Genomic DNA, 21,969 nt, shown 5'->3' on the forward strand with positions numbered 1-21,969 from the left:
GGTTTAGGCCATTGCGGTAAGCCTTCTTAACATCCTTCTTTTTAGAGATCCCAAGCAGCACTAATTTAATTTGATACCGACCAATATCTTCTCATCAAAGCGTCAATCTTCTTAACCATGGGCGCTATTAAGGATGAATTGGCGTTCACAAAACATGTAATGAATGGCTTAAGAGCAGAGCTCAGCGGGCGTGAAATGGCCAAAGTAGCGGGTTTATACTTTGGCTATAAGGGGGGGCGCTTGAATGAGTTTTTTGATTCTACTCACCATCCGCAGCGTCTTGTACAGCTTCTCCTGCACTTTCAACATCTTTACCTACGCCCTCTATAGTGGCACAGGCACCTAGTGAAGCGGTTACAATTGCAATGATAAATAAATTTTTTAACTTTTTGAATTTAATGTCCATAAGATTATCCTTTTAAATATTAGTCTTTGGTTAAACAATGATATTGCGAATGTTAGTTTCACCAAGCTAATACCGTGCCAATACTCAAGCTATTGATTTTTATGGTTTTTATCTGGTTGCTTTAATGTTGATATTGAACTAACAACCATTTTTTACTGAAGGTTTGTAGTTTTTACACAGCAGTTCGCAGTCAAATCTTTCAAAGGGCGAAGTAGCGAAGCTAGAAATCTTGATATTCAAGTGTATGATTGGCCTGTTTGAGCCTAAATGATTAATATTATTGATAAGAAAAACAATATGAGTGATCCGACTCACTCATATCAGGGCACAAAAATTCAACCTGGTTTACCTGACCTGTGGTTTATCTACCAGCACAGATGCCTTAGAAGGACGGATATGAGAAGTACACTTTTAATTAGTAGTTTTGTTTTATTGGTGCTGGGCTGTGCTCAGCAAAATGAGCCCGCATCAAGTCAACTCGCGACCCAAGTTGGTCAAGCGAGTAGTTACCCTGTCACCCGCCAAGATGGCACTATAGATGATTACTTTGGCCAAAAAGTAGCCGACCCTTATCGTTGGTTGGAAGATGACATGAGTGAGGAAACCGCTCAATGGGTAAAGGATCAAAATCTGGCTACACTGAATTACTTGCAACAAATACCGTCGCGTCAAATCTTAAAGGAACGACTCACCACACTGTTCAATTACCAAAAAGTCGGTGCGCCATTCAAAGAAGGCCAATACACTTATTTCTATCAAAATGATGGTTTGCAGAACCAGTACGTTCTATATCGTCAACAGCAAGAGGGTGAAGCTGAGGTATTCCTCGACCCAAATAAGTTCAGTGATGATGGTACGACCTCGATGTCTTCTATAGAATTCAGTGAAGATGGCACTCTCGCGACTTACTTAATTTCTGAAGGTGGAAGTGATTGGCGAACCGCAGTTACTATCGATACTGAAAGCAAGCAGGAAGTTACTCCCCGATTAAACAACATCAAATTCAGTGGCATTGCCTGGAAGGGGAACCAAGGTTTTTTCTATTCTAGTTATGATAAACCCCAAGGTAGTGAATTATCGGCCAAAACTGATCAACATAAATTGTACTACCACCAGATTGGCACCACCCAATCTGACGATAAAGTCATTTTCGGTGCTATCCCAGAACAAAAGCACCGATATGTTGGCGGGCAAGTCACCCGTGACGCTAAATACTTATTGATTAGAGCGACGAATATTACCTCTGGAAACAAGCTGTATCTGATGCCACTCAACCGCAATGAGAGTGTTTTGGTCCCTATTACTACCGATGGGAAATCAGACACTTATTTGCTCGATAGTGTAGGTGATGAATTGTTATTGGTTACCAATCTCAATGCTCCCAACAAGCGTATTGTTAAAGTAAAGGCGAGCCAGCCCTCTGTTAGAAATTGGCACGACCTTATTGCCGAAACAGACGATGTGTTAGCCCCAAGTACAGCGGGTGGATTTATTTATGCTCATTACATGGTGGATGCGATCTCCCTCGTTAAGCAATTTGATATGCAAGGTAACTTAGTTAGACAGATTACTTTGCCAGGCGTTGGCACCGCGAGTGGCTTCGATGGGAAGCGTGAACAAACCGAGATTTTCTTTAATTTCCAAAATTATAAAACACCTTACGCTATCTATAAATTGGATGTTGCTAGCGGCCAGTCAATTTTATACCGCAAGCCAGATATCAATTTCGACAGTGATCTTTATGAGTCTAAACAGGTGTTTTATGCATCGAAAGATGGCACCCAAATTCCGATGATTTTGACCTATAAAAAAGGGCTTGAACTGAACGGTACTAATCCGACTATTTTGTATGGTTATGGTGGATTTAATATTAATATTACGCCTAAATTCAGCTCATCTACTGCGGCTTGGTTAGAACAGGGAGGGGTTTATGCAGTGGCCAATCTGCGTGGTGGTGGCGAGTACGGAAAGAAGTGGCACAACGCCGGCATCAAAATGCAAAAGCAAAATGTGTTTGATGATTTTATCGCTGCTGCTGAATTTTTGATTGAACAGCAATACACATCCCCTGACTATTTGGCGATTAGAGGAGGTTCGAACGGTGGATTGCTGGTGGGCGCCGTAATGTTGCAACGCCCAGAATTGTTTAGGGTTGCCTTGCCTGCTGTAGGTGTACTGGACATGTTGCGTTATCATACCTTTACATCCGGTGCAGGTTGGGCCTATGACTATGGTACTTCAGCTGATAGTCCGGAAATGTTTAATTACTTGCTAGGTTACTCGCCATTGCATAATGTCAAAGCTGGAGTGCAATATCCCGCTACCTTAATAACAACAGGTGATCATGACGATAGGGTAGTGCCGGCACATTCGTTCAAATTTGCTGCTGAATTACAGCAAAAGTACAGTGGAGGGCGTCCTATGCTGATCCGTATTGAGACCAACGCAGGCCATGGTGCGGGAACGCCAACCAGTAAAACTATCCAACAATATGCTGACATATATGGCTTTGTTTTACACAATATGGGTTTAGAAGCGAAATAGAACGGAATATATAGGTTAAATATTGTTTGCCTTGCATCCAATCGTTAGCAGCCGTATACTATGCGCATCTTTTGAGACGGGCTCCCTCTGATTTGGATAGTAACGTCTCTGTTAGTTTAAAAGAGAACGCAAGAATATAAATACATTTTACGTTTGTGACGCAATGACCAAACTCTGAAATAGTTCTTGCGACCACTTTCACGAAATTGAGATTTCTCAGTTTTGGTGCTGAATAAGTGGACTAGGGTCCAGAAACAAAAAGCCCCGCTTGTACGGGGCTTTTTGTTGTTAATTTTGGTTTTCTATTTCTGGGCATTTCGCCCTTTTTTCGTATATGGAGCTTTATTTTTGTCACAACTTGAACAAAAACTAACTGAAATGTTAAACGCACCTGTAGAAGCGTTAGGTTTCGAACTGTTGGGTGTTGAATTTGTGCGTGCAGGCAAGCATTCAACCTTGCGTGTGTACATTGACCACCCGGATGGGATCACCGTCGAAAATTGCGCTGATGTGAGTTTGCAAGCAAGCGCGGTACTCGATGTTGAAGATCCAATTAATACAGAGTACAACCTAGAAGTGTCTTCTCCAGGAATGGACAGGCCACTGTTTAAAGAAAACCACTACTTACAGTGCGTAGGGCAGGTGGTATCGGTACGCTTACGCATGCCTATGAATGAACGTCGTAATTTTAAAGGGACTTTGCTCAGTGTAGAAAATGGCGAAGTCACGGTGGAAGTCGATGGTCAGCAATATGTGTTGGCCGTAGCGAACATCGAAAAAGGTAACTTGGTTCCAACATTTTAAGAGATTCAGACAAGGGCTTTCGTAGGAAAGCGATCAGTGAGGCAACAATGAATAAAGAAATTTTGTTAGTGGCTGAAGCCGTATCAAATGAAAAACAAGTTCCTAAAGAAAAAATATTTGAAGCTTTAGAATTTGCAATTGCCAGTGCCACTAAAAAGAAAAATGAAGGTGAAATTGAAGTTCGTGTCAACATTGACAGAGAAACAGGCAATTTTGATACCTTTCGTCGCTGGCTTGTGATCCCCGACGATCACGAGCAAGAGAATCCGTACGCAGAGATGACGTTATCCGCGGCTCAAGTGGATGAGCCTGATGTGCAATTAGGTGACTGGGTTGAAGATCAGATTGATTCAATCGCCTTTGACCGCATAACGACTCAAACCGCTAAGCAAGTAATAGTGCAAAAGGTTCGTGAAGCCGAGCGTGCACAAATGATTGCTGAATATGAAGATCGTGTGGGTGAGTTGGTTACAGGTACGGTTAAGAAAGTAAACCGCGACAACATCATCATTGATTTAGGCAATAATGCAGAAGGTGTAATTTATCGTGATGATATGTTACCTCGTGAAACCTTCCGTCCAGGTGATCGTGTACGTGGATTGCTTTATGTCATTCGTCCAGAAGCACGTGGTGCGCAGTTATTTATTAGCCGTACACATCCTGACATGCTGGTAGAATTGTTCCGCATTGAGGTGCCAGAAATCGCCGAGGAGACCCTTGAAATCAAAGCGGCAGCTCGCGATCCAGGTTCTCGTGCGAAAATTGCAGTTAAAACCAATGATAAACGTTTAGACCCTGTAGGTGCTTGTGTAGGCATGCGCGGTTCACGTGTTCAAGCCGTCTCTGGTGAGCTAGGTGGCGAGCGAGTTGATATTGTATTGTGGGATGAAAATCCTGCTCAATTCGTTATAAATGCAATGGCACCTGCTGAAGTAGCTTCCATAGTTGTGGATGAAGATAGCGGTACAATGGATGTAGCTGTTGAGGCAGACAATCTTGCCCAAGCGATCGGTCGCAGTGGGCAAAACGTACGTTTAGCCAGTCAACTTACAGGTTGGACATTAAACGTAATGACGGTTGCTGACTTGAACACTAAACACGAAGAAGAAAATTCTAAAGTATTGGGTGTTTTTGTAAGTGGCCTAGATATTGATGAAGAATTTGCCAGCGTGTTAGTTGACGAAGGCTTTAGCACAATCGAAGAGATTGCTTACGTGCCGGTCAACGAATTACTGGCAATCGAAGGATTCGATGAAGATATGGTTGAAGAGTTACGTGAACGCGCAAGAGCAGCGTTGACCACTCAAGCATTAGCTAACGAAGAATCGTTAGAATCTGCAGAACCGAAAGAAGAATTACTAAATCTGGAAGGTATGGAACGTCACGTTGCATATGTGCTTGCTAGTCGCGGCATCACAGACCTTGAAGGCCTTGCTGAGCAAGGAACAGATGAAATAAGCGATATTGAAGAACTGGACGAAGAAAAAGCAGGTCAGCTGATAATGGCGGCACGTAACATCGTTTGGTTTAGTGAAGAATAAGTAAGGTCAACAAGAGGAATACAGCTATATGGCAGAAGTCTCCATAGAAAAACTCGCCGCAGACATCGGTACTCAAGTTGATCGCTTAGTTCAGCAGTTTGCTGACGCGGGTTTAACTAAAAAAGCCGGCGATATGATTGCCGAAGATGAAAAGCGTAAATTGCTTGATCATTTGAGCAAAGCTCATGGTGGTGCAGGATCTGAAGGTCCTAAGCGTATGACCTTGCAGCGCAAAACCACTAGTACATTAAGTGTCGGTAAATCAAAAGCGGTTAAAGTGGAAGTGCGTAAAAAGCGTACTTATGTGAAGCGTTCAGACGTGGAAGAAGCGCGTTTGGCTGAAGAAGAAGCTAAACGTCACGCGCAAGAGCAGCAAAATAAACTTGAAGCTGAGCGTCAGGCTGCAGAAGAAGCGAAAAAAGCGGCAGAAGAAAAAGCCCTTAAAGCTGCAGAAGCGAAAGCAAAAGCTGAAGCTGACAAAGCCGCTCGTGCTGAGCAAGCCAAAAAAGAAGCTGCTGCTCGTCAAAAAGAAGAACAAAGTCTATCACCTGAAGAAAAAGCGGCGCAAGAAGCGGCTCGTAAAGAGTCAGAGCGTTTACGCAAAATTCAGGAAGAAGAGTCACAACGTAAGCTTGAAGAAGATGCTAAAAAGGCTGCTGAAGAAGCAAAACGTCTAGCCGAAGAAAACGAGCGTCGCTGGAAAGAAGAAGAAGAGCGTCGTAAGAAAGAAGAAGCTAAAGAAGTACATGTGCACTCTAATCGCTATGCTCAAGAAGCAGAAGATGAAGAAGATGCGCAAGTTGAACGTGGCTCTCGTCGTCGTAAGAAGTCTAAGAAAAATGCCGGTGCAGATCTTAAACATGGCTTTAATAAACCTGCCGCACCTGTCGAAAGGATTGTTCGTGTTGGTGAAACCATCAGTGTTGGCGAACTTGCTAACAAGATGGCAATAAAAGCCACAGAAGTTATCAAAACCATGATGAAAATGGGTGAAATGGTAACTATTAACCAAGTTCTTGACCAAGATACAGCGGTACTTGTTATCGAAGAAATGGGTCATAAATATGAATTAGTTAATGACAATGCCCTTGAAGATGAATTGTTAGCAGGCCAAGCAACGGGTGATAAAGAGAACCGTGCTCCAGTGGTTACTATCATGGGTCATGTTGACCATGGTAAAACATCGCTATTGGATTACATCCGTCGCGCAAAAGTTGCAGCCGGTGAAGCAGGTGGTATTACCCAGCATATTGGTGCTTACAGCGTAGAAACTGATAACGGCCGTATCGCGTTCTTGGATACTCCTGGACACGCCGCGTTTACCGCTATGCGTGCTCGTGGTGCAACGGCAACTGATATCGTCATCCTTGTTGTGGCAGCAGACGATGGCGTAATGCCACAAACCAAAGAAGCGATACAGCATGCTAAAGCAGCTAACGTTCCTTTGATTGTCGCCGTAAACAAGATGGATAAAGAAGGCGCAGATCTTGACCGAGTTAAAACTGAACTATCTCAACTGGAAGTCATCTCAGAAGAGTGGGGCGGTGAGCATCAATTCGTAAACGTATCAGCTAAAACCGGTATGGGTATCGATGCTCTACTTGAAGCTATTTCTTTACAAGCTGAACTTTTAGATTTGCAAGCTGTACCTAAAGGTCCAGCAAAAGGTATCGTGATTGAATCTCGTCTTGATAAAGGTCGTGGCCCTGTTGCTTCGGTGTTGATTCAAGAAGGTGAACTTAAAGCCGGTGATATTCTACTTTGTGGTATCGAATACGGTCGTGTTAGAGCAATGCGTGACGAAAACGGCCAAGAAGTGCTAGTGGCAGGCCCCTCAACACCAGTTGAAGTACTTGGTTTGTCTGGTGTGCCTATTGCTGGTGAAGATGCCTTAGTTGTACAAGATGAACGTAAAGCCCGTGAAGTGGCTAGCAAACGCCATATCAAACAGCGAGATCTTAAGTTGGCTAAACAACAAAAAGCTAAACTCGAGAACATGTTTGCCAATATGGAAGCTGGCGATGTTAGTGACTTGAACATCGTATTGAAAGCCGATGTACAAGGCTCTGTTGAAGCTATCTCTGAATCCTTGATTAAACTGTCAACTGATGAAGTGAAAGTAAATATCGTGGGTAGTGGTGTTGGTGGAATCACTGAAACTGATGCAAGTTTAGCGGTGGCGTCCAGCGCAATTGTAGTTGGTTTTAACGTCCGTGCTGATGCAACGGCTCGTCGTATCATCGAAGCAGAAGAAATTGACTTACGTTACTACAGTGTTATCTATGATTTGATTGATGAAGTGAAACAAGCGATGAGCGGTATGCTTGCGCCTGAGTTCAAACAACAAATTATCGGTCTTGCTGAAGTTCGTGATGTATTTAAATCACCTAAAATTGGCGCTATCGCCGGTTGTATGGTGACCGAAGGTAACATCAAACGCAGTGCGCCTATCCGCGTATTACGTGAAAACGTGGTAATTTACGAAGGCGAACTAGAATCACTTCGTCGCTTTAAAGACGATGTCCAAGAAGTACGTAATGGTATGGAATGTGGTATCGGCGTGAAGAACTACAACGATGTTAAAGTCGGAGACCAAATTGAGGTCTTTGAGACTATCGAAGTGAAACGCGAAATCTAAACCCTTTGCGTAACATTAAATTAAAACGGGGGCTTAGGCCTCCGTTTTTGACTGTAATTTAGGAGTTCAGTATGGCTAGAGAATTTTCCCGCACTGATCGAGTTGGACAACAGATCCACAAAGAAGTGGCCAGTATTTTCCAAAACGAATTTAAAAATCGCGATCCTAGAATGGGAATGGTGACGGTTTCAGGTGTTGAGGTATCTCGGGATTTAGCACATGCCAAAGTGTATGTGACATTTTTCGAAACCGACGAAGAAAAACTGAAATTGTTTAAAACTATACTCGAAGATAATAAAGGTTTTATTCGTACCTTATTGGCTAAACGTATGCGTATGCGTGCAGTTCCAGCGTTGAAGTTCCATCAAGATACCTCTATAACCGAAGGTATGCGTATTTCTAATCTTGTATCCCAGACGTTAAATGAAGATAAGCAGCGAGCAACCGATGCAGGACGTGACTTAGATCAAGAAGAATTAGAAAACCAACAGCGAAATGACGATTAATGGCTAGAAAACGTAAAGGTAGAGCGATTGACGGCATTTTATTGTTAGACAAGCCATTAGGTTTGTCTTCCAATGATGCGTTACAGCGTGTGAAGCGTGTTTTTAATGCAGCTAAAGCTGGACACACGGGCGCTTTAGATCCCTTAGCCACAGGTATGTTACCCATTTGTTTAGGTGAAGCCACCAAGTTCTCTCAGTTTTTGTTAGAAGCGGATAAAACCTACTCGGTTACGGCCAAGTTAGGCGTTCGCACAACCACATCTGATGCAGACGGCGAAATCGTTGAACAAAGGCCTGTTGAGTCTACACCTGAGCAAATCGAACAAGTGTGTTTGTCATTTTTGGGCAACTCTAAACAAGTGCCATCAATGTACTCTGCGCTAAAGTATCAAGGAAAACCACTTTATTCCTATGCTCGTCAAGGTATTGAAGTGCCGCGCGAAGCCCGAGATATTACCATCTTTTCTTTGTTGATTGAGCGGATAGTTGGGGACGAAGTGGACATGCAAGTACATTGCAGTAAAGGTACCTATATTCGCTCACTGGTAGATGATATTGGTCAAATTCTTGGTTGTGGCGCCTATGTTAGTCGGTTACATCGTAGTCGCGTAACAGATTATCCGGTAGATAGAGTTATATCACTCGAAACCCTTTTCGCCATGCGTAAAGAGATAGACGATGCACAGTTAGACATTATGGACGATAGCAGCTTTACTGAACTAGACGGCTTATTATTACCCATGGATTCGGCCGTGAAAACCCTACCGAGTGTTGAACTGGAGCAGGTTTGCGCTGGCTATTTCTATAACGGAAATCCGGTACAGTGTTCTGATGCACTTGGCTTAGCGACAAACACTCAAGTTAGAGTCTATTGCGGCGGACGCTTCATGGGGGTGGGTTTCATCGATGATGACAGTCGTGTTGCGCCGAAAAGAACCGTTGTGCGTAGCGACAAAACCGCAGGTTAACTAAGACTGTCTGTGCAGTTACCCAAGACAATATAAAACTCTGTATAAAACCGCTATAAAAGTCTATTACGGCTTGGATAACTGACTTTCCAGTACAGTAACATCCGCTGTTGTACTGGAATCAACGAATCAAGAGGGTCAGAGTCTGAGGGATCCCCACGAATATTCAATCATTAAAATTGTCTGCTATCATAGTTCTGATATTTAATACAGCAGTTTCAAATTGCTCGCTGAGCAATTTGAAATGCTTATCTACGAAGCCTCTCAATCCTAAATAGTGAAACGATAATACTCGTCTAACCTTAACTGTGTTCGCTTGATAGCGACGGTGTAAACCAGCCGTGAACATTGCTAGACCTATAATGTTGGCCAGAATACTGGCAAGTGTAGCGATAAGGATGAGTACTGCAATGCGGTGTATATATCGGCTTTTATGGTGTTCAAAACCCAATCCAAATAAACTGCTTTTGATATCTCTAAACTCTTCTTCAATTTGCATACGCAGTCGATAAATAGCGACTATTTTTTTACCTAAACTTTTGGTGCGAGGAAGTGATGTGGCAATTAACCAAGGGTCTGTAGCACCTCTTGCATGGACCTTGGAACACTTAGATTGGCGGGCAATGTTATGTTGCGTTAAGCTATGTCGGCCTTTGCTTTTTCCTTTAAATAACACCAAGGTACATGCTAAAGGTTGGCTGCGGCAAATATGGCTAGTAAACCCTATAGGTTGACTGGTAGCTCGCTTATATAACTCAGAGGTATGCTCCCAGTCTTCTTTTTGATTAACATACATCATAGGCTTGCGGACTCTTCCTGCAAAGTCCCACCCCAGAGCAATGACCTCTTTAAACCAAGGGGTTTTATAGCCAGCATCTGTCACAATTATCGGTTTAGCATCGTCATCGATAATCGTCTTTAATTTTGCTAAAAACGCCTTGTGCGTGCACCGTTTTTCTTTCGTGCTCATATCATGAACTTCTTGATAAATAGCCACTCCTCGGCCATTAAAAGCTACCGAAGCCCTTAGCAAAAAACAGCCTTTATGCGTATCTAAGTCAGACCAGTCAATCAGAATAATAGGGCGTGATGAAGCATTCGTATATTGCGTATAGATGGCTTGATAGATAGGTAATTGTTCATTAATAATGTGTTTATTAGACAACAAGCGGTCCGCTTGTTTAATGCGATGTTTTTCATATGCTGAAGATGAAATACCGCGTCCCATGCTGGTAACACTGGCTTTAGCTCCATTTAGCAAACTGCTCACACAACTCGTGAATGACGCTCGTCTAACTTTATGCATTTTGGGCGTGACAGCTCTAAGGAACTTCTTCAAAATAACAACTTCATTCATGGTATTGGTCTTTAGTGATGTTTGGCGATTGATCTGATCACCAAGTACCGTGAATGTTCCAAATTATTTTAAATTACTTCTCTGTTTATTTCGTGGGGATACCTCAGGGTCAGAGTAAGTTGATTTTCGTGAGATTTTATCCGAACCATGCCTCGCACCTTGCAAGACGTTCAGGATATTTTTTATAGGGAATAAGGCAGTTCTGTCTTGCTTTACCCTTGGCCAGCAGCAACCCCAGGACGACATCCTGCAGTTAACAAGTTGACACCAAAAACCATCGAATTAGACGGCCTGGATAAAGTTCATTAGCCTGCTTTTGCTGTTAACGCGCATATACCAGATAAACAAATCGCTAACATTGCCAAGGCCGCTGGCTCTGGTACTGGCAAACTGTAATGGGCAAATGCAATTTTAAATACGTCACTTGTGTCTAGGTTGATTGTTTCCATCAGAGCGCCAATGCCAGCTTAATCAAGCACTTTAATTGTGTTAATGGACCAACATCTCCAACACCCCCTAGTACAAGTTGTCCTCATCATTAAAGTCAAGGCGATGAGCCCTGACAATGTTACTTCCCACATAATAGTGGCACTGGGAACGGTGTCCATCGTGTAGGCCTTACCTTGGAAAAATGCAGCACATCACTGGCGTCAAATGCCAAGCCGACAGGGCAACTATCAATGCCTCTATTGCCGACAGTAGTGGCTTGTCCGGTGAGTTTGTTGATTGACATCAAATAATTGTTAAAAGGATCACACCAATTAAATTAGTCACCGCTGGTATTCAAACTCAAGGTGACGTTACGAACGCTACCCTCCATCTAGTGCTGTTCAATTCTCTACTATGGAAGGACTTACTCGTACCGACGTCTAAAACGTATAAGCCGTCATCGACTTGCTCTGACGCGTGTGAATAGCCGTTCAATGAATCATAGTTTAAGACGTTAATGGTAATCCCTGTTGAGCCAATTAGCGCTGTCGTTCCAGTATCTAAGTCTATACTCAGTAGATTACTAGGTTCACTACCGGCATAGGTCGTTCCGTAGACAACAGTTGTATTGCTGAGCCCACTAAGACTCAACAAGGCTGATGCTGCAAATAATTTCAAAGATGGAAATTTCATGTTTTTTGCAATGCTTTAGATGATATAGTTGCATGATTTTCAATAATATTTTTATATGAATTGAAATTCCAAGATTTTTTTGTGTAAAAAAACTGACGATTGAAGTGATGACAGTGTAAAGGGAAAACAGCTTTAGGAAAGAGCTGCAATGCAAATAATGTCAATAAAATTAACTACATATTTCCATAGCGCATAATTTATGCGATTGGGTTATGCTAGACCTGTACTAGTCATAAATAGTACATTTTAATGACATTTCAGGAGCTAGTTAATATGTTAAAAGAATTCAAAGCCTTCCTTATAAAAGGCAACATGATCGACATGGCCGTAGGTATCATTATTGGTGCCGCTTTTAGTACTGTAGTCAAATCATTGGTTACCGATGTAATTATGCCACCAATAGGTTATATTATGGGGGGGGTCGATTTCACCGATTTATTCTACAACCTTGGCGATGTAACTTATCCATCTTTAGCTGCAGCTAAAGAAGCGGGCGCGCCTACCATTAACTTTGGCGTTTTTATCAACAATTGCATTACCCTAGTCATCGTTGGTTTTTGTGTATTTATGTTGGTCAAAGCCGTACAAAGAATGCAGAAAAAAGCAGAAGAAGCACCGGCCAAACCTGCAAAACCGTCTGAAGAAGTGATATTACTGACCGAAATTCGTGATGCGCTAAAAAAGCCAGTCGTCTAACCCACCAATAAAAATGTAAAAAAGCGTCACCACTTAGTTTGGTGACGCGTTAATAGTGTGTTATGTCCGCAGGGATGAGGCAAGTCATATAAACACATAATACATTCGTAAGACACCTACATTCGTAACGCATTCGTAAGACACCCATTCCTAGACTGTTAAAGTTTCAATCTTCGACTAGGCTTTAAGGACGTTAATCAACCATGGATGGATGATGTATGCCTCAAGCTCGAAAAAATCAAATCAGCTTAATCGATACCCCTTATTATCATTGTGTTTCCCGCTGTGTACGGCGTTCTTTTTTGTGTGGCGAAGATAAATACACGGGACAAAGTTACGAGCATCGCCGGGACTGGGTAGAATCTCGTTTGTTATTTTTAGGTTCGGTATTTGCCATTGATATCGCGGCCTATGCGGTGATGAGTAATCATACCCATGTGGTGCTGTGTGTGGATAAAGACCTTGCGGGCAGTTGGCCTGACAAAGAGGTCCTTAGCCGTTGGCATCGATTACACAAGGGCACGTTACTCACACAAAAGTATTTACGGGGTGATGCGCTTAGTACTTGCGAGCAACTGACAGTGGATGAAACCGTTGAGGTTGTCCGTCATCGCTTATACGACATCAGTTGGTTTATGCGTGAATTAAATGAACACATTGCTCGTGAAGCCAATGCAGAAGATGGCTGCACGGGCAGGTTTTGGGAAGGAAGATTCAAAAGCCAGGCCTTGCTAGATGAAAGCGCGGTGCTAGCCTGTATGGCCTATGTGGATTTAAACCCAATTCGCTCCAAAATGGAAAGTACGCCAGAAACTTCCAAACACACCAGTGTGTTTCAACGTATTCACGCCCTCAAAGAAGGCAAACAACCTGCTTCTCTGATATGTTTTGTAGGTAATTATCGACAAAATATGCCCAAAGGTATCGCCTTCAGCTTGATTGATTATTGTGTACTAGTTGATAGCACTGGCAGAAGTCTTCGAGACGACAAAGCCGGATATATTGACCATAGCCAGAGCGACATTCTTCAACGACTAAACATCAATACAGAGCAATGGCTGGCACTCACCACTGAATTCGAAAAGCACTTTGCCACCGCGGTGGGCAGTGAGCATATGCTTCAGCAGTTCAAGCGTCACACAAAACATCAACGCATAAGAGGCATGGGTAAGGCAAAAATATTGTTCAAACACGCATAACAACATCAAATCATCAAGTCTCTGCATGCCACGATAAGCGGGTAATTTCGGCTGCTTAGGATTTGGTAAATCGACCGACTTATCAAATGAATAACCGATATCGTATTCAAAATCTGCAGTTAGGCCTTACTTTACCTACCCAAAACGATCACATTTAGGCACCAAAAATGGTGGTATAACTTCTAAAACTTAATGTGCAAGAATGGGTGTCATCGTTATACAAGAATGGGTGTCATCGTTATAATTGTAATATTCTAGGTAAACTAATGCCTAAAGTTACAAGGTGTATGACTTATTACCTTTTGGGCTGGTTTTGCTAATTCATTCAATGCGATAACTGCTATTTATCTTTACATTACCAGCAAGCATCAACATTACTGAGCAATACTTTTCGCATGATAGTTGAACTGCTCGGGCGAGGTGTTTTTCACTGATATTTTCACCTTTGACCACGTAGGTAGCGTGGATCTCAGTGAATACCTTCGGAGCCTGTTCGGCTCGTTGCGCCGTAAGTTCGCAATAACATGCGCTGATTAACTGACGGGACTTCTTCATAATATCCACCACATCTATTGATGAGCAAGCACCCACAGACAACAGAACACTTTGCATGGGTGTCATGTTATCAGCTTCACCATCAAGTATTATGCTGTGGCCATTATCGGTTTCACATTTGAAACGCAGACCTTGTTGCCAAGTGACTTTTGCTTGCATATCCGTCTCCAATTAGAATGAACTACAATTTAACCTAAGGTATGATTATTTATTTTTGAACAAGGGTCACTTTTTGTTTATCTAACAAAATACGCTTTTGCTTAAATAGTGCGCCGAGGGCCTTTTTATAAGTATTTTTACTCACTCCAAATCGTTGACTGATCTCCTCCGGAGGACTTTTGTCCGTTAGGGTGGAGAAACCGCCATGCGCTTCTAGATCTTCAATAATTTGTTCGGTGAGCTCTTTTCGAGACTGATCATTATGCAGTTGTAAAGCAAGATCGATTTTGCCATCTTCACGAATATGCTTAATGTAGCCCTTGATTTTTTCGCCGATACGTAATGGTTTAAATACTTCGTCTTTAAAGATTAGGCCCAAATAGGTTCCATTGATGACCGCTTTATAACCCATATCGGTGCGACCACATATAATTAAGTCCACAGGGGATTTGGGTTCTAAATCATGCCCATCTTCATGGAGAAATTCACGTAATTTTGTCGAGGCTGCTAAACGCTGTGTTTCAGGATCTTGGAATACATAAACAACATATAAGAGTCCTTCTTCCATAGGTTTTTCTTGTTCACTAAAAGGCACCAATAAATCTTTTTCGAGGCCCCAGTCCAAAAAAGCTCCCACTCTAGTAAGGCTTTTTACTTTTAAGACCGCAATTTCATCGACCATGGCAAAAGGAATTTTAGAATTTGCGATTATGCGATCATCACTGTCATGATAGATAAATACATCGACAGTTTGGCCAACTTCGCAACCCTGAGGCGCCGAAGAGGTGGGTAATAAGATCCGTTCTACCTGATGGCCATCAAGATAGAAACCAAATGGAAGTTCATCCACTACCTTTAACGAGTTTATTTTTCCAATTTGCAGCATTTGCCTGACTTTTGTTGATAAATGAGTAACATAGCTATTATATCTGAATTTAGCTGGAGCAATAAGCGCTTGATCAAACTAAATTGCGACCTTGGGGAAGGTTTTGGAGCATGGAAAATGCCAAACGATGGATTAATCATGCCCTACATAGACATGGCTAACATCGCCTGTGGCTTTCACGCAGGTGATCCTGAAGTCATTGAGCAAGCGCTACGTCAGGCTAAGCAGCACAATGTGAGTATTGGCGCCCATCCGTCTTACCCTGATAAGCAAGGGTTTGGGCGGCGGAGTATGTTACTCACTAATGCCGAACTGATCCCACTGTTACATTATCAAATTGCTGCCATTGATGGCATGGCCCGAGTACAAGGACAGCCATTAGAATATGTTAAACCTCATGGCGCCTTGTATAACGACATGATGAAAAGTGACGAGCTATTTGCAGCCGTGTTGTCGGCGATTTATCAGTATTCTGCTGATCTACCCGTTGTTGTGCAAGCTACCCCACTATGGCAAAACAAATTGCGTATCGCGGAGTCAATAGGTTGTGGCCTGTTGTTTGAAGGCTTTGCAGACAGACGTTATGACGATCAGGGCTTACTATTGTCCCGCAGCATCCAAGGAGCAGTGCTCGATTTGCCAAGCATGCTCGCGCAAGTGGAAAGAATAATCAGTCACCAACAAGTAAAAACGGTTTCCGGCCATATATTGCAATTGAAAATAGATACTCTGTGTGTCCATGGCGATAGTGTGGAGGCGGTTGATGGGGTTAAGCATATAAGAAATATGATGAAACAATAATGACAGAATCTGTATTCGACGTGAAGATTGCGGCTGAGAATGCTCTGATTATTTATGCTAGAAGTGGGGATATACATAAGCGTAATCAACAAATCGGAGTGCTAGCTGAACTGCTAATGGCCCAGAATAAGCCATGGATATTAGATATTTTGCCGGCTTATGATTCAGTGTTGATCACTTACGATGTCTATGCAGTTGATCATTTCTTGGTTAATCGTTGGTTGAAAACCCTTATCCACAGTGTGTCTGCATCATCTGCAACAGGTAAAGATGCACAAAGTGTACAGGGCAAGATTATAGATGTACCCGTGTGGTATGCCCCTAATATTGAGCATGATTTAGCTCGCGTATCACAGCATAACAATATTGAAATCGAACAGGTAATTGCGCTGCATCAATCATTACACTACCGAGTGTTTTGCTTAGGTTTCGCCCCAGGTTTTGCCTTTATGGGTGAAGTTGACGAACGTATTGCTACTCCACGTCTAGACTCTCCCCGAAAAAGGGTGCCTCAAGGCGCAGTAGCGATCGCAGATAGACAAACCGCAATATACCCAAATCAATCCCCAGGAGGGTGGAATATTATTGGCCTGTGCCCACTTTCACTGTTTGATCCTAAACGAGCTCCCTATGCACCTTATAAAGCTGGAGACTTCGTGAGATTTAGTCCTATTGATGAGGCTAAATACCATAAACTGAAGGCCAGTGGGAAATGAGGACTGCTAAGTTGAAGATAATATCTTCGGGTATTCTGGCGTTATTAGTCGATGGAGGCCGAGTTGGTTTTGCCAGCATTGGTATAACCCAAGGGGGACCAGTTGATTTTCACGCCTGCCAGTGGGCAAATTGGTTATGCGGCAATCTAGGGATAAAAGCCAGCATAGAGCTCTTAGGCAGTGGAGCATCATTTGAAGTTAATCAAGCCTGCTACATCGCAGTTACTGGTGGTGCAAATAAAGTCGAGATCAATGGTCACTCATTTCCAGCTTGGCGCAGTTTTACATTACAAGGCGGCGATAAACTGACAATATCGGAAGCCACCGGCGGTGCTATAAGTTATTTGGCTATCTACACCGGTTTTCACATTGACACAGTTTTTGGCAGTTGCACGACAGTGCCAAGAGATGCCTTGGGTGGAATTGATGGTAAAGGCAGTTCGCTGAGGGTAAACGACATTTTGCCTTTTACCGCTCATCGAGGTACGTGCAAGTTTGCACCAGATGATGCTCATCCAATTACCAATAAAGTCGCCAGTATTCGAGTAGTGCAGGGTTATCAGGTTAAAGAGTTTGCGCATAGGTGGTTACAACAGTTCTATAGCCAAGAGTATACAGTCTCCAATCAAACCAGCCGTATGGCGGCCCGATTCACCGGAAAAAGCATATTAGCCCCGTCTAAGTCCATGTATTCAGAAGGAATTACACGAGGAGCGGTGCAAATTCCGCCAGATGGTATACCAATAGTGATGCTCAATGATCGACAAACAATCGGTGGTTATCATAAAATTGGCAGCGTGTTATCCATTGATTGCGATAGATTGGCTCAGCTATCAGCGGGGCAAAAGGTTATTTTTAAGGCTATTTCTGTCGAAGATGCCCACAATCTTTTATTGCTCTATGCCGCTAAACAGCAAAGGTTACGAGTATCAATTCAGTAGAGCATTTAATGTTAAATTGGATCGGATTTAATAATTTTATTCGCTCTCAAACACAGCCGATTACATAACATCAAGTAGTTGATATACTCTCCTACTGATCAGTTAAAACCCTTAACCACCGATAAACAGAATATGAGCGGTAAGCAAAGTACATGAGTCGTCCCACAGAAATAGCCATTGATTTATCCGCCCTAAGACATAACTATCAGGTAGCGAAAAACCTTTCGCCTCATAGTCAAACTGTGGCAGTAATAAAAGCCGATGCTTATGGGCATGGCGCAGTGGAAGTTGCCCGAGCCATCCAACATCAAGTTGCAATCTTTGCAGTATCAAGTGAAGAGGAAGCCAGTGAATTGCGCTCAGATGGCATCCTGTTGCCAATATTGTTATTGGAAGGGTGTTTCGACGCCCAAGAGTTGCTAAGTGCTAGTTTAAAAGGCTTTGAAGTGGTTACGCATAACCATTTGCAGCTTCAAATGATACAAAGTATGCAATTGCCCGTTCCCATTAAGGTGTGGTTAAAAGTTGATACAGGTATGCACCGTCTCGGTATTAAACCCGAACAAGCGGTGGAATTTGTTGCGGCTCTGAGCCAAAGTTCAAATGTATCTGAAGTGATTCTAATGACGCATTTATCCATTGCAGATAACCTAGAAAACGAATTTACTGCATATCAGTTGGAGCGATTTAAGCGCTGTCATCAAAGTATCGAAACGGCCTTGGGAATGAAACTTAAATCCAGTATTGCCAATTCAGCTGGACTGATGGCTTGGCCGGAATCCCACAGCGAATTTGATCGACCAGGTATTATGTTGTTTGGCTTATCACCTTTTTCATACCCCAATAGCATCGCTAATTCCTTAAAGTCCGTGATGTCATTTAATTCCAAAGTGATTGCAGTGCGCAGTATAAAAAGCGGTGAATCCGTTGGGTATGGGAATACCTGGACGGCACAGCAAGATTCAGTAATCGCGACTGTCGCTGTGGGTTATGGAGATGGTTATCCACGCAATGCGCGCTCGGGCACACCTGTGATGGTCAATCAGCAGCGGGCACGGCTATGTGGTCGAGTATCCATGGATATGATCACTGTTGATGTAACAGATTTGACCGCAGTTTCAGTGAACGATGATGTTGAGCTCTGGGGTAAGCACTTATCTGCTGACGAAGTAGCAAGCTGGGCCGATACCATAGGCTATGAACTGGTTACCCGTATGCCGAAGCGTTGCAGGCGAACTATTGCTCCATAACCAGATCTGGTTAGGAGCAGTTGATTTTTATTCGTCTAAATCTTCATCACAGTTACCATCAGTACATTCTCCATAGAGATACAAACTGTGGTGGGTTAGCTTCATTTTATTTTTAGCCGCGACTTCATCTTGACGTTTTTCAATAATAGGGTCTTCAAATTCAACCACCTTGCCACATTTTAAGCATACTAAATGGTCATGATGTTTCTTATGACTTATTTCAAATACAGATTTACCACCTTCAAAGTGATGGCGATTTAAAATTCCAGCATCATCGAATTGGTTAAGCACGCGATAAACCGTTGCTAAGCCAATCTCTTCACCAAGCTCAATAAGGAGTTTGTATACATCTTCTGCGCTGATATGCTGATTGTCAGGATCTTGAAGTACTTCCAGGATTTTTAGCCGTGGTAACGTTACTTTCAAACCAGCTTTTTTTAGTTCTCTATTTTGGTCCATCGGTTCATCTGAGGTTTGCTAGGTGTGTTTATTATAGGGAAGTAATTTCAATTTGAAAGGGATAGCGGGTGATGTATTGGTGAATCCAGCTAATTGATTACTATTTGATAGGCTTTTGGCTAATTTTTAGCCGGTTAGTCACTGGTAGGACCTCGGTTGTTGAATGTTAAATAAAATCGCTTATAGTAACAAAAAAGTTTGAATTACTTGCTGCAAAATGTATCCAGTGTAATGTGCTGGTCGATGAAAAGATCTGGTATTTAAGTGATCCACCTTGTGGCAGTTGGATAGGAAATATTTTTTGAAAACCAAATTAAATCTAAATGTTGTTAGTAAAATTATTGCTGGATTTGCACTTTTTGGCTGCATCATAATTTTAACCAATATTGTTTCTTATATTGGACTGGCGGAGATCCGTAATTCCGCTGAGACAGTTGTAAAACAAAAGATGCCTATTCAGTCACAGATGTTGACCATTCAGACTGGAATTTTAACCCTAGGTAAACACACCACAAATGGTTATTACGATAGTGATTTGGCCGAACTAGTGGACAGCAACAACCAATTTACTGAATTGTCAGCGCAATTTTTACAGAATCTATCTGAGTTGGAAAAAATCACTAGCCAATCTAACCTAGCTTTCAAACAGGGGGCATCCGAGGCCCAAGCATATATTCAAGGTTCCGAATCCATGTATCAGGCACGCTTGGAGCAACTTGGCTTAGATAGCGAGATCAATCAGCTTGCCAGCCAGTTGTTATCTATTGCCGATGAGTCAAGCGCGTTGATGATGGATCTCTCCTTTCTTGAGAGCGACGATCCAAATCTTGAAACACTGATTGGCTCAGGTCTAAATGTTGATAATAAAATAACCTCACTGATTAGCTCCATCAAGGAATATGTAAAGGTAACCAATCCACAGGTTAGTGAAAATATAAAAGGTGATATTGAGTTCCTCTTAAGTAACATTCAGGTGGACCTGGATTATATTAATCGACTTGCAGAAACGATTAATACCGATGGTTATGTTGAGGGATTTAATCAACAATTTTTGCAGCTCAAAGAAAAATTTCAACTTCAGTCAGGCCTTTTTCAAAAGCAAAGCAACAAAATTGAGCTCATTCAACAAGCGGCAGCTCACCACGAAAATGCTGAGCAGAATTTGGATGCCGCTATTGAGCACTTTTCAAGTGTATTTTCGACTGTAAATCAGGCCACATTGGATGGGCAAAACGCAATTTTAGACAATGTACAGTCAAATATATGGATGGGCCTGTTGTTATTACTCTTCGCCTTGGCCGCGGCAGTTTTTCTAGGCATTCTCGCGGCAAGGAGTATCGCTAAACCCTTAGGCCGGATAAATCGCAGTTTAGCCATTATTAGTAGTGGTGATTTGACCCATAAAGCCTATTCGATAAATGATGATGAATTTGCCGAACTGGCTAACAATGTTAATCAATTGACTGAAAGTTTACACCGTGTGGTGAGTCATATTCATGAGCAAGAAGCTGAGCTTGAAAGGGCGTCGCATACCAGTGCGGCTCTAGGTAAACAAACTTTAACCCAAGTTGAGCGCCAAAAAGAGCAAGTTGATGCCACCGCAGAAAATACCAATACAATTCGCCAAGCGAGTAAGAGTAATACCCAGCAAATACAGACTGGCATGTTGCAATTGCAGGAAATTAGTCAGCAAAGTACGAATGCGGCTAGTTTAGTAAACAAAACGCATCAACAAATAACTGAGCAGGCTAATCAAGCTGTCCAGTCGGCTGAAATTGTCAATCGGCTGGCAGAAAATAGTAAGAAAATTGGTAGTATCTTAGATGTAATCAAAACCATAGCGCAGCAGACAAATTTGCTGGCTCTCAATGCTGCCATAGAGGCTGCTCGGGCAGGGGATCAGGGCCTAGGCTTTGCGGTGGTTGCTGATGAGGTTAGAACACTGGCAAATCGGACGCACAATTCCACTGAAGAAATTGAAGCCATGATCGTCAGTTTACAAGCCGACGCACAGCACGCGGTGGATGCCATTGGTCTAGGCAGTGACTTCGCGAAACAAAGTGAAGAACAAATTAAAAGTGTTAATCATCAGGTGTCAAACATTGGTGAAACCATAGTTAATTTGCTGCAAATCAATCAACAAATAGTCTCAGTCACCCTTGAACAAGATAGCTTATTTGAAAACGTAGCGACTAATTTAGTCAGCATCGTTGGCTTAGCAGAGCAAAGTGCTGAAACCACCAAGTTATCCACTCAGGCCACACAGCAACTTGATAGTTTAATGCTTGAAATGAAAAAAGCCGTGAGCCAATTCACCCTTTAACTAAGATCAGATTCGTAGAAAATTTGGTATTAGTATTAAAACGGCACCTTAACCGCGGCATGTCCTTTCATTGCTATAACTGAAAGGATCTGCAGAGG

The 21,969-nt window shown here is 42.5% G+C and carries 20 protein-coding genes; 13 read left to right on the plus strand and 7 right to left on the minus strand.

What is annotated here, in order from left to right; translation table 11 throughout:
* Positions 1 to 259: 259 nt before the first annotated feature.
* The gene (locus tag QR722_RS08415) at positions 260 to 406 is read right to left on the minus strand and encodes an entericidin A/B family lipoprotein (RefSeq protein WP_286287085.1); all 147 of its coding nucleotides are present in this window, start codon (positions 404 to 406) and stop codon (positions 260 to 262) included.
* A 396-nt stretch (positions 407 to 802) separates the two neighbouring features.
* Here QR722_RS08415 and QR722_RS08420 point away from each other — a divergent pair, with 396 nt between their 5' ends.
* The 6 genes from QR722_RS08420 to truB all read left to right on the plus strand — a co-directional run bounded on the left by QR722_RS08420 (position 803) and on the right by truB (position 9,407).
* On the plus strand, positions 803 to 2,950 hold the full coding sequence (locus QR722_RS08420) for a prolyl oligopeptidase family serine peptidase (RefSeq protein ID WP_286287087.1): 2,148 nt from the start codon (positions 803 to 805) through the stop codon (positions 2,948 to 2,950).
* A 348-nt stretch (positions 2,951 to 3,298) separates the two neighbouring features.
* Complete coding sequence (rimP, locus tag QR722_RS08425) at positions 3,299 to 3,754, plus strand: ribosome maturation factor RimP (protein ID WP_286287089.1); 456 nt, start codon at positions 3,299 to 3,301, stop codon at positions 3,752 to 3,754.
* A 47-nt stretch (positions 3,755 to 3,801) separates the two neighbouring features.
* Positions 3,802 to 5,295: a transcription termination factor NusA gene (nusA, locus tag QR722_RS08430; protein ID WP_286287091.1), complete on the plus strand. Its 1,494-nt coding sequence runs from the start codon at positions 3,802 to 3,804 to the stop codon at positions 5,293 to 5,295.
* Between the two features lie 28 nt (positions 5,296 to 5,323).
* Positions 5,324 to 7,933 carry a translation initiation factor IF-2 gene (gene infB, locus QR722_RS08435; RefSeq protein WP_286287093.1) on the plus strand — a complete coding sequence of 870 codons (2,610 nt, stop codon included), beginning with the start codon at positions 5,324 to 5,326 and terminating at the stop codon, positions 7,931 to 7,933.
* Between the two features lie 71 nt (positions 7,934 to 8,004).
* Positions 8,005 to 8,439 carry a 30S ribosome-binding factor RbfA gene (rbfA, locus tag QR722_RS08440; protein ID WP_286287096.1) on the plus strand — a complete coding sequence of 145 codons (435 nt, stop codon included), beginning with the start codon at positions 8,005 to 8,007 and terminating at the stop codon, positions 8,437 to 8,439.
* The gene (gene truB, locus QR722_RS08445) at positions 8,439 to 9,407 is read left to right on the plus strand and encodes a tRNA pseudouridine(55) synthase TruB (protein ID WP_286287098.1); all 969 of its coding nucleotides are present in this window, start codon (positions 8,439 to 8,441) and stop codon (positions 9,405 to 9,407) included. The genes rbfA and truB overlap by 1 nt, the downstream gene beginning before the upstream one ends.
* A 166-nt stretch (positions 9,408 to 9,573) precedes the next feature.
* Here the strand turns inward: truB and QR722_RS08450 are convergent, their stop codons facing one another.
* The 3 genes from QR722_RS08450 to QR722_RS08460 form a co-directional block, all read right to left on the minus strand.
* Entirely contained in the window at positions 9,574 to 10,764 is a 1,191-nt protein-coding gene (locus QR722_RS08450) for an IS4 family transposase (protein ID WP_286284989.1), read from the minus strand.
* Positions 10,765 to 11,069: 305 nt separating this feature from the next.
* On the minus strand, positions 11,070 to 11,213 hold the full coding sequence (locus QR722_RS08455) for a hypothetical protein (protein WP_286287101.1): 144 nt from the start codon (positions 11,211 to 11,213) through the stop codon (positions 11,070 to 11,072).
* A 340-nt stretch (positions 11,214 to 11,553) separates the two neighbouring features.
* The gene (locus QR722_RS08460) at positions 11,554 to 11,886 is read right to left on the minus strand and encodes a hypothetical protein (RefSeq protein ID WP_286287103.1); all 333 of its coding nucleotides are present in this window, start codon (positions 11,884 to 11,886) and stop codon (positions 11,554 to 11,556) included.
* A 249-nt stretch (positions 11,887 to 12,135) separates the two neighbouring features.
* Between QR722_RS08460 and mscL the strand changes: the two genes are divergently transcribed.
* Both mscL and QR722_RS08470 read left to right on the plus strand, forming a co-directional pair.
* A complete protein-coding gene (mscL, locus tag QR722_RS08465) occupies positions 12,136 to 12,582 on the plus strand; it encodes a large conductance mechanosensitive channel protein MscL (RefSeq protein ID WP_286287104.1) in 447 nt (148 codons plus the stop codon).
* Between the two features lie 218 nt (positions 12,583 to 12,800).
* Positions 12,801 to 13,781, plus strand: a complete 981-nt coding sequence (locus QR722_RS08470; protein ID WP_286287107.1) for a transposase — start codon at positions 12,801 to 12,803, stop codon at positions 13,779 to 13,781.
* Positions 13,782 to 14,102: 321 nt separating this feature from the next.
* Here the strand turns inward: QR722_RS08470 and QR722_RS08475 are convergent, their stop codons facing one another.
* Both QR722_RS08475 and QR722_RS08480 read right to left on the minus strand, forming a co-directional pair.
* A complete protein-coding gene (locus QR722_RS08475; protein ID WP_286287109.1) occupies positions 14,103 to 14,495 on the minus strand; it encodes an OsmC family protein in 393 nt (130 codons plus the stop codon).
* 49 nt (positions 14,496 to 14,544) lie between these two features.
* Positions 14,545 to 15,381 carry a CvfB family protein gene (locus tag QR722_RS08480; RefSeq protein WP_286287111.1) on the minus strand — a complete coding sequence of 279 codons (837 nt, stop codon included), beginning with the start codon at positions 15,379 to 15,381 and terminating at the stop codon, positions 14,545 to 14,547.
* Positions 15,382 to 15,453: 72 nt separating this feature from the next.
* Between QR722_RS08480 and QR722_RS08485 the strand changes: the two genes are divergently transcribed.
* The 4 genes from QR722_RS08485 to alr all read left to right on the plus strand — a co-directional run bounded on the left by QR722_RS08485 (position 15,454) and on the right by alr (position 19,089).
* Complete coding sequence (locus QR722_RS08485) at positions 15,454 to 16,182, plus strand: 5-oxoprolinase subunit PxpA (RefSeq protein WP_286287626.1); 729 nt, start codon at positions 15,454 to 15,456, stop codon at positions 16,180 to 16,182.
* Positions 16,182 to 16,898, plus strand: a complete 717-nt coding sequence (gene pxpB / locus QR722_RS08490; protein ID WP_286287113.1) for a 5-oxoprolinase subunit PxpB — start codon at positions 16,182 to 16,184, stop codon at positions 16,896 to 16,898. Before QR722_RS08485 ends, pxpB begins: the two co-directional genes overlap by 1 nt.
* An 11-nt stretch (positions 16,899 to 16,909) precedes the next feature.
* Positions 16,910 to 17,839, plus strand: coding sequence for a 5-oxoprolinase subunit C family protein (locus QR722_RS08495; RefSeq protein ID WP_286287115.1), 930 nt, complete (start codon positions 16,910 to 16,912; stop codon positions 17,837 to 17,839).
* 152 nt (positions 17,840 to 17,991) lie between these two features.
* Positions 17,992 to 19,089, plus strand: coding sequence for an alanine racemase (gene alr / locus QR722_RS08500; RefSeq protein ID WP_286287117.1), 1,098 nt, complete (start codon positions 17,992 to 17,994; stop codon positions 19,087 to 19,089).
* A 27-nt stretch (positions 19,090 to 19,116) separates the two neighbouring features.
* Here the strand turns inward: alr and fur are convergent, their stop codons facing one another.
* Positions 19,117 to 19,548: a ferric iron uptake transcriptional regulator gene (fur, locus tag QR722_RS08505; RefSeq protein ID WP_286287118.1), complete on the minus strand. Its 432-nt coding sequence runs from the start codon at positions 19,546 to 19,548 to the stop codon at positions 19,117 to 19,119.
* Between the two features lie 301 nt (positions 19,549 to 19,849).
* On the opposite strand from fur, the gene QR722_RS08510 reads away from it, so the two are divergent.
* Positions 19,850 to 21,871 (plus strand): methyl-accepting chemotaxis protein, encoded by a 2,022-nt coding sequence (locus QR722_RS08510; protein ID WP_286287120.1) that lies wholly within the window; start codon positions 19,850 to 19,852, stop codon positions 21,869 to 21,871.
* Positions 21,872 to 21,969: the final 98 nt, after the last annotated feature.

The sequence above is a fragment of the Aliiglaciecola sp. LCG003 genome (assembly GCF_030316135.1).
In the GTDB taxonomy this organism is placed as follows: domain Bacteria; phylum Pseudomonadota; class Gammaproteobacteria; order Enterobacterales; family Alteromonadaceae; genus Aliiglaciecola.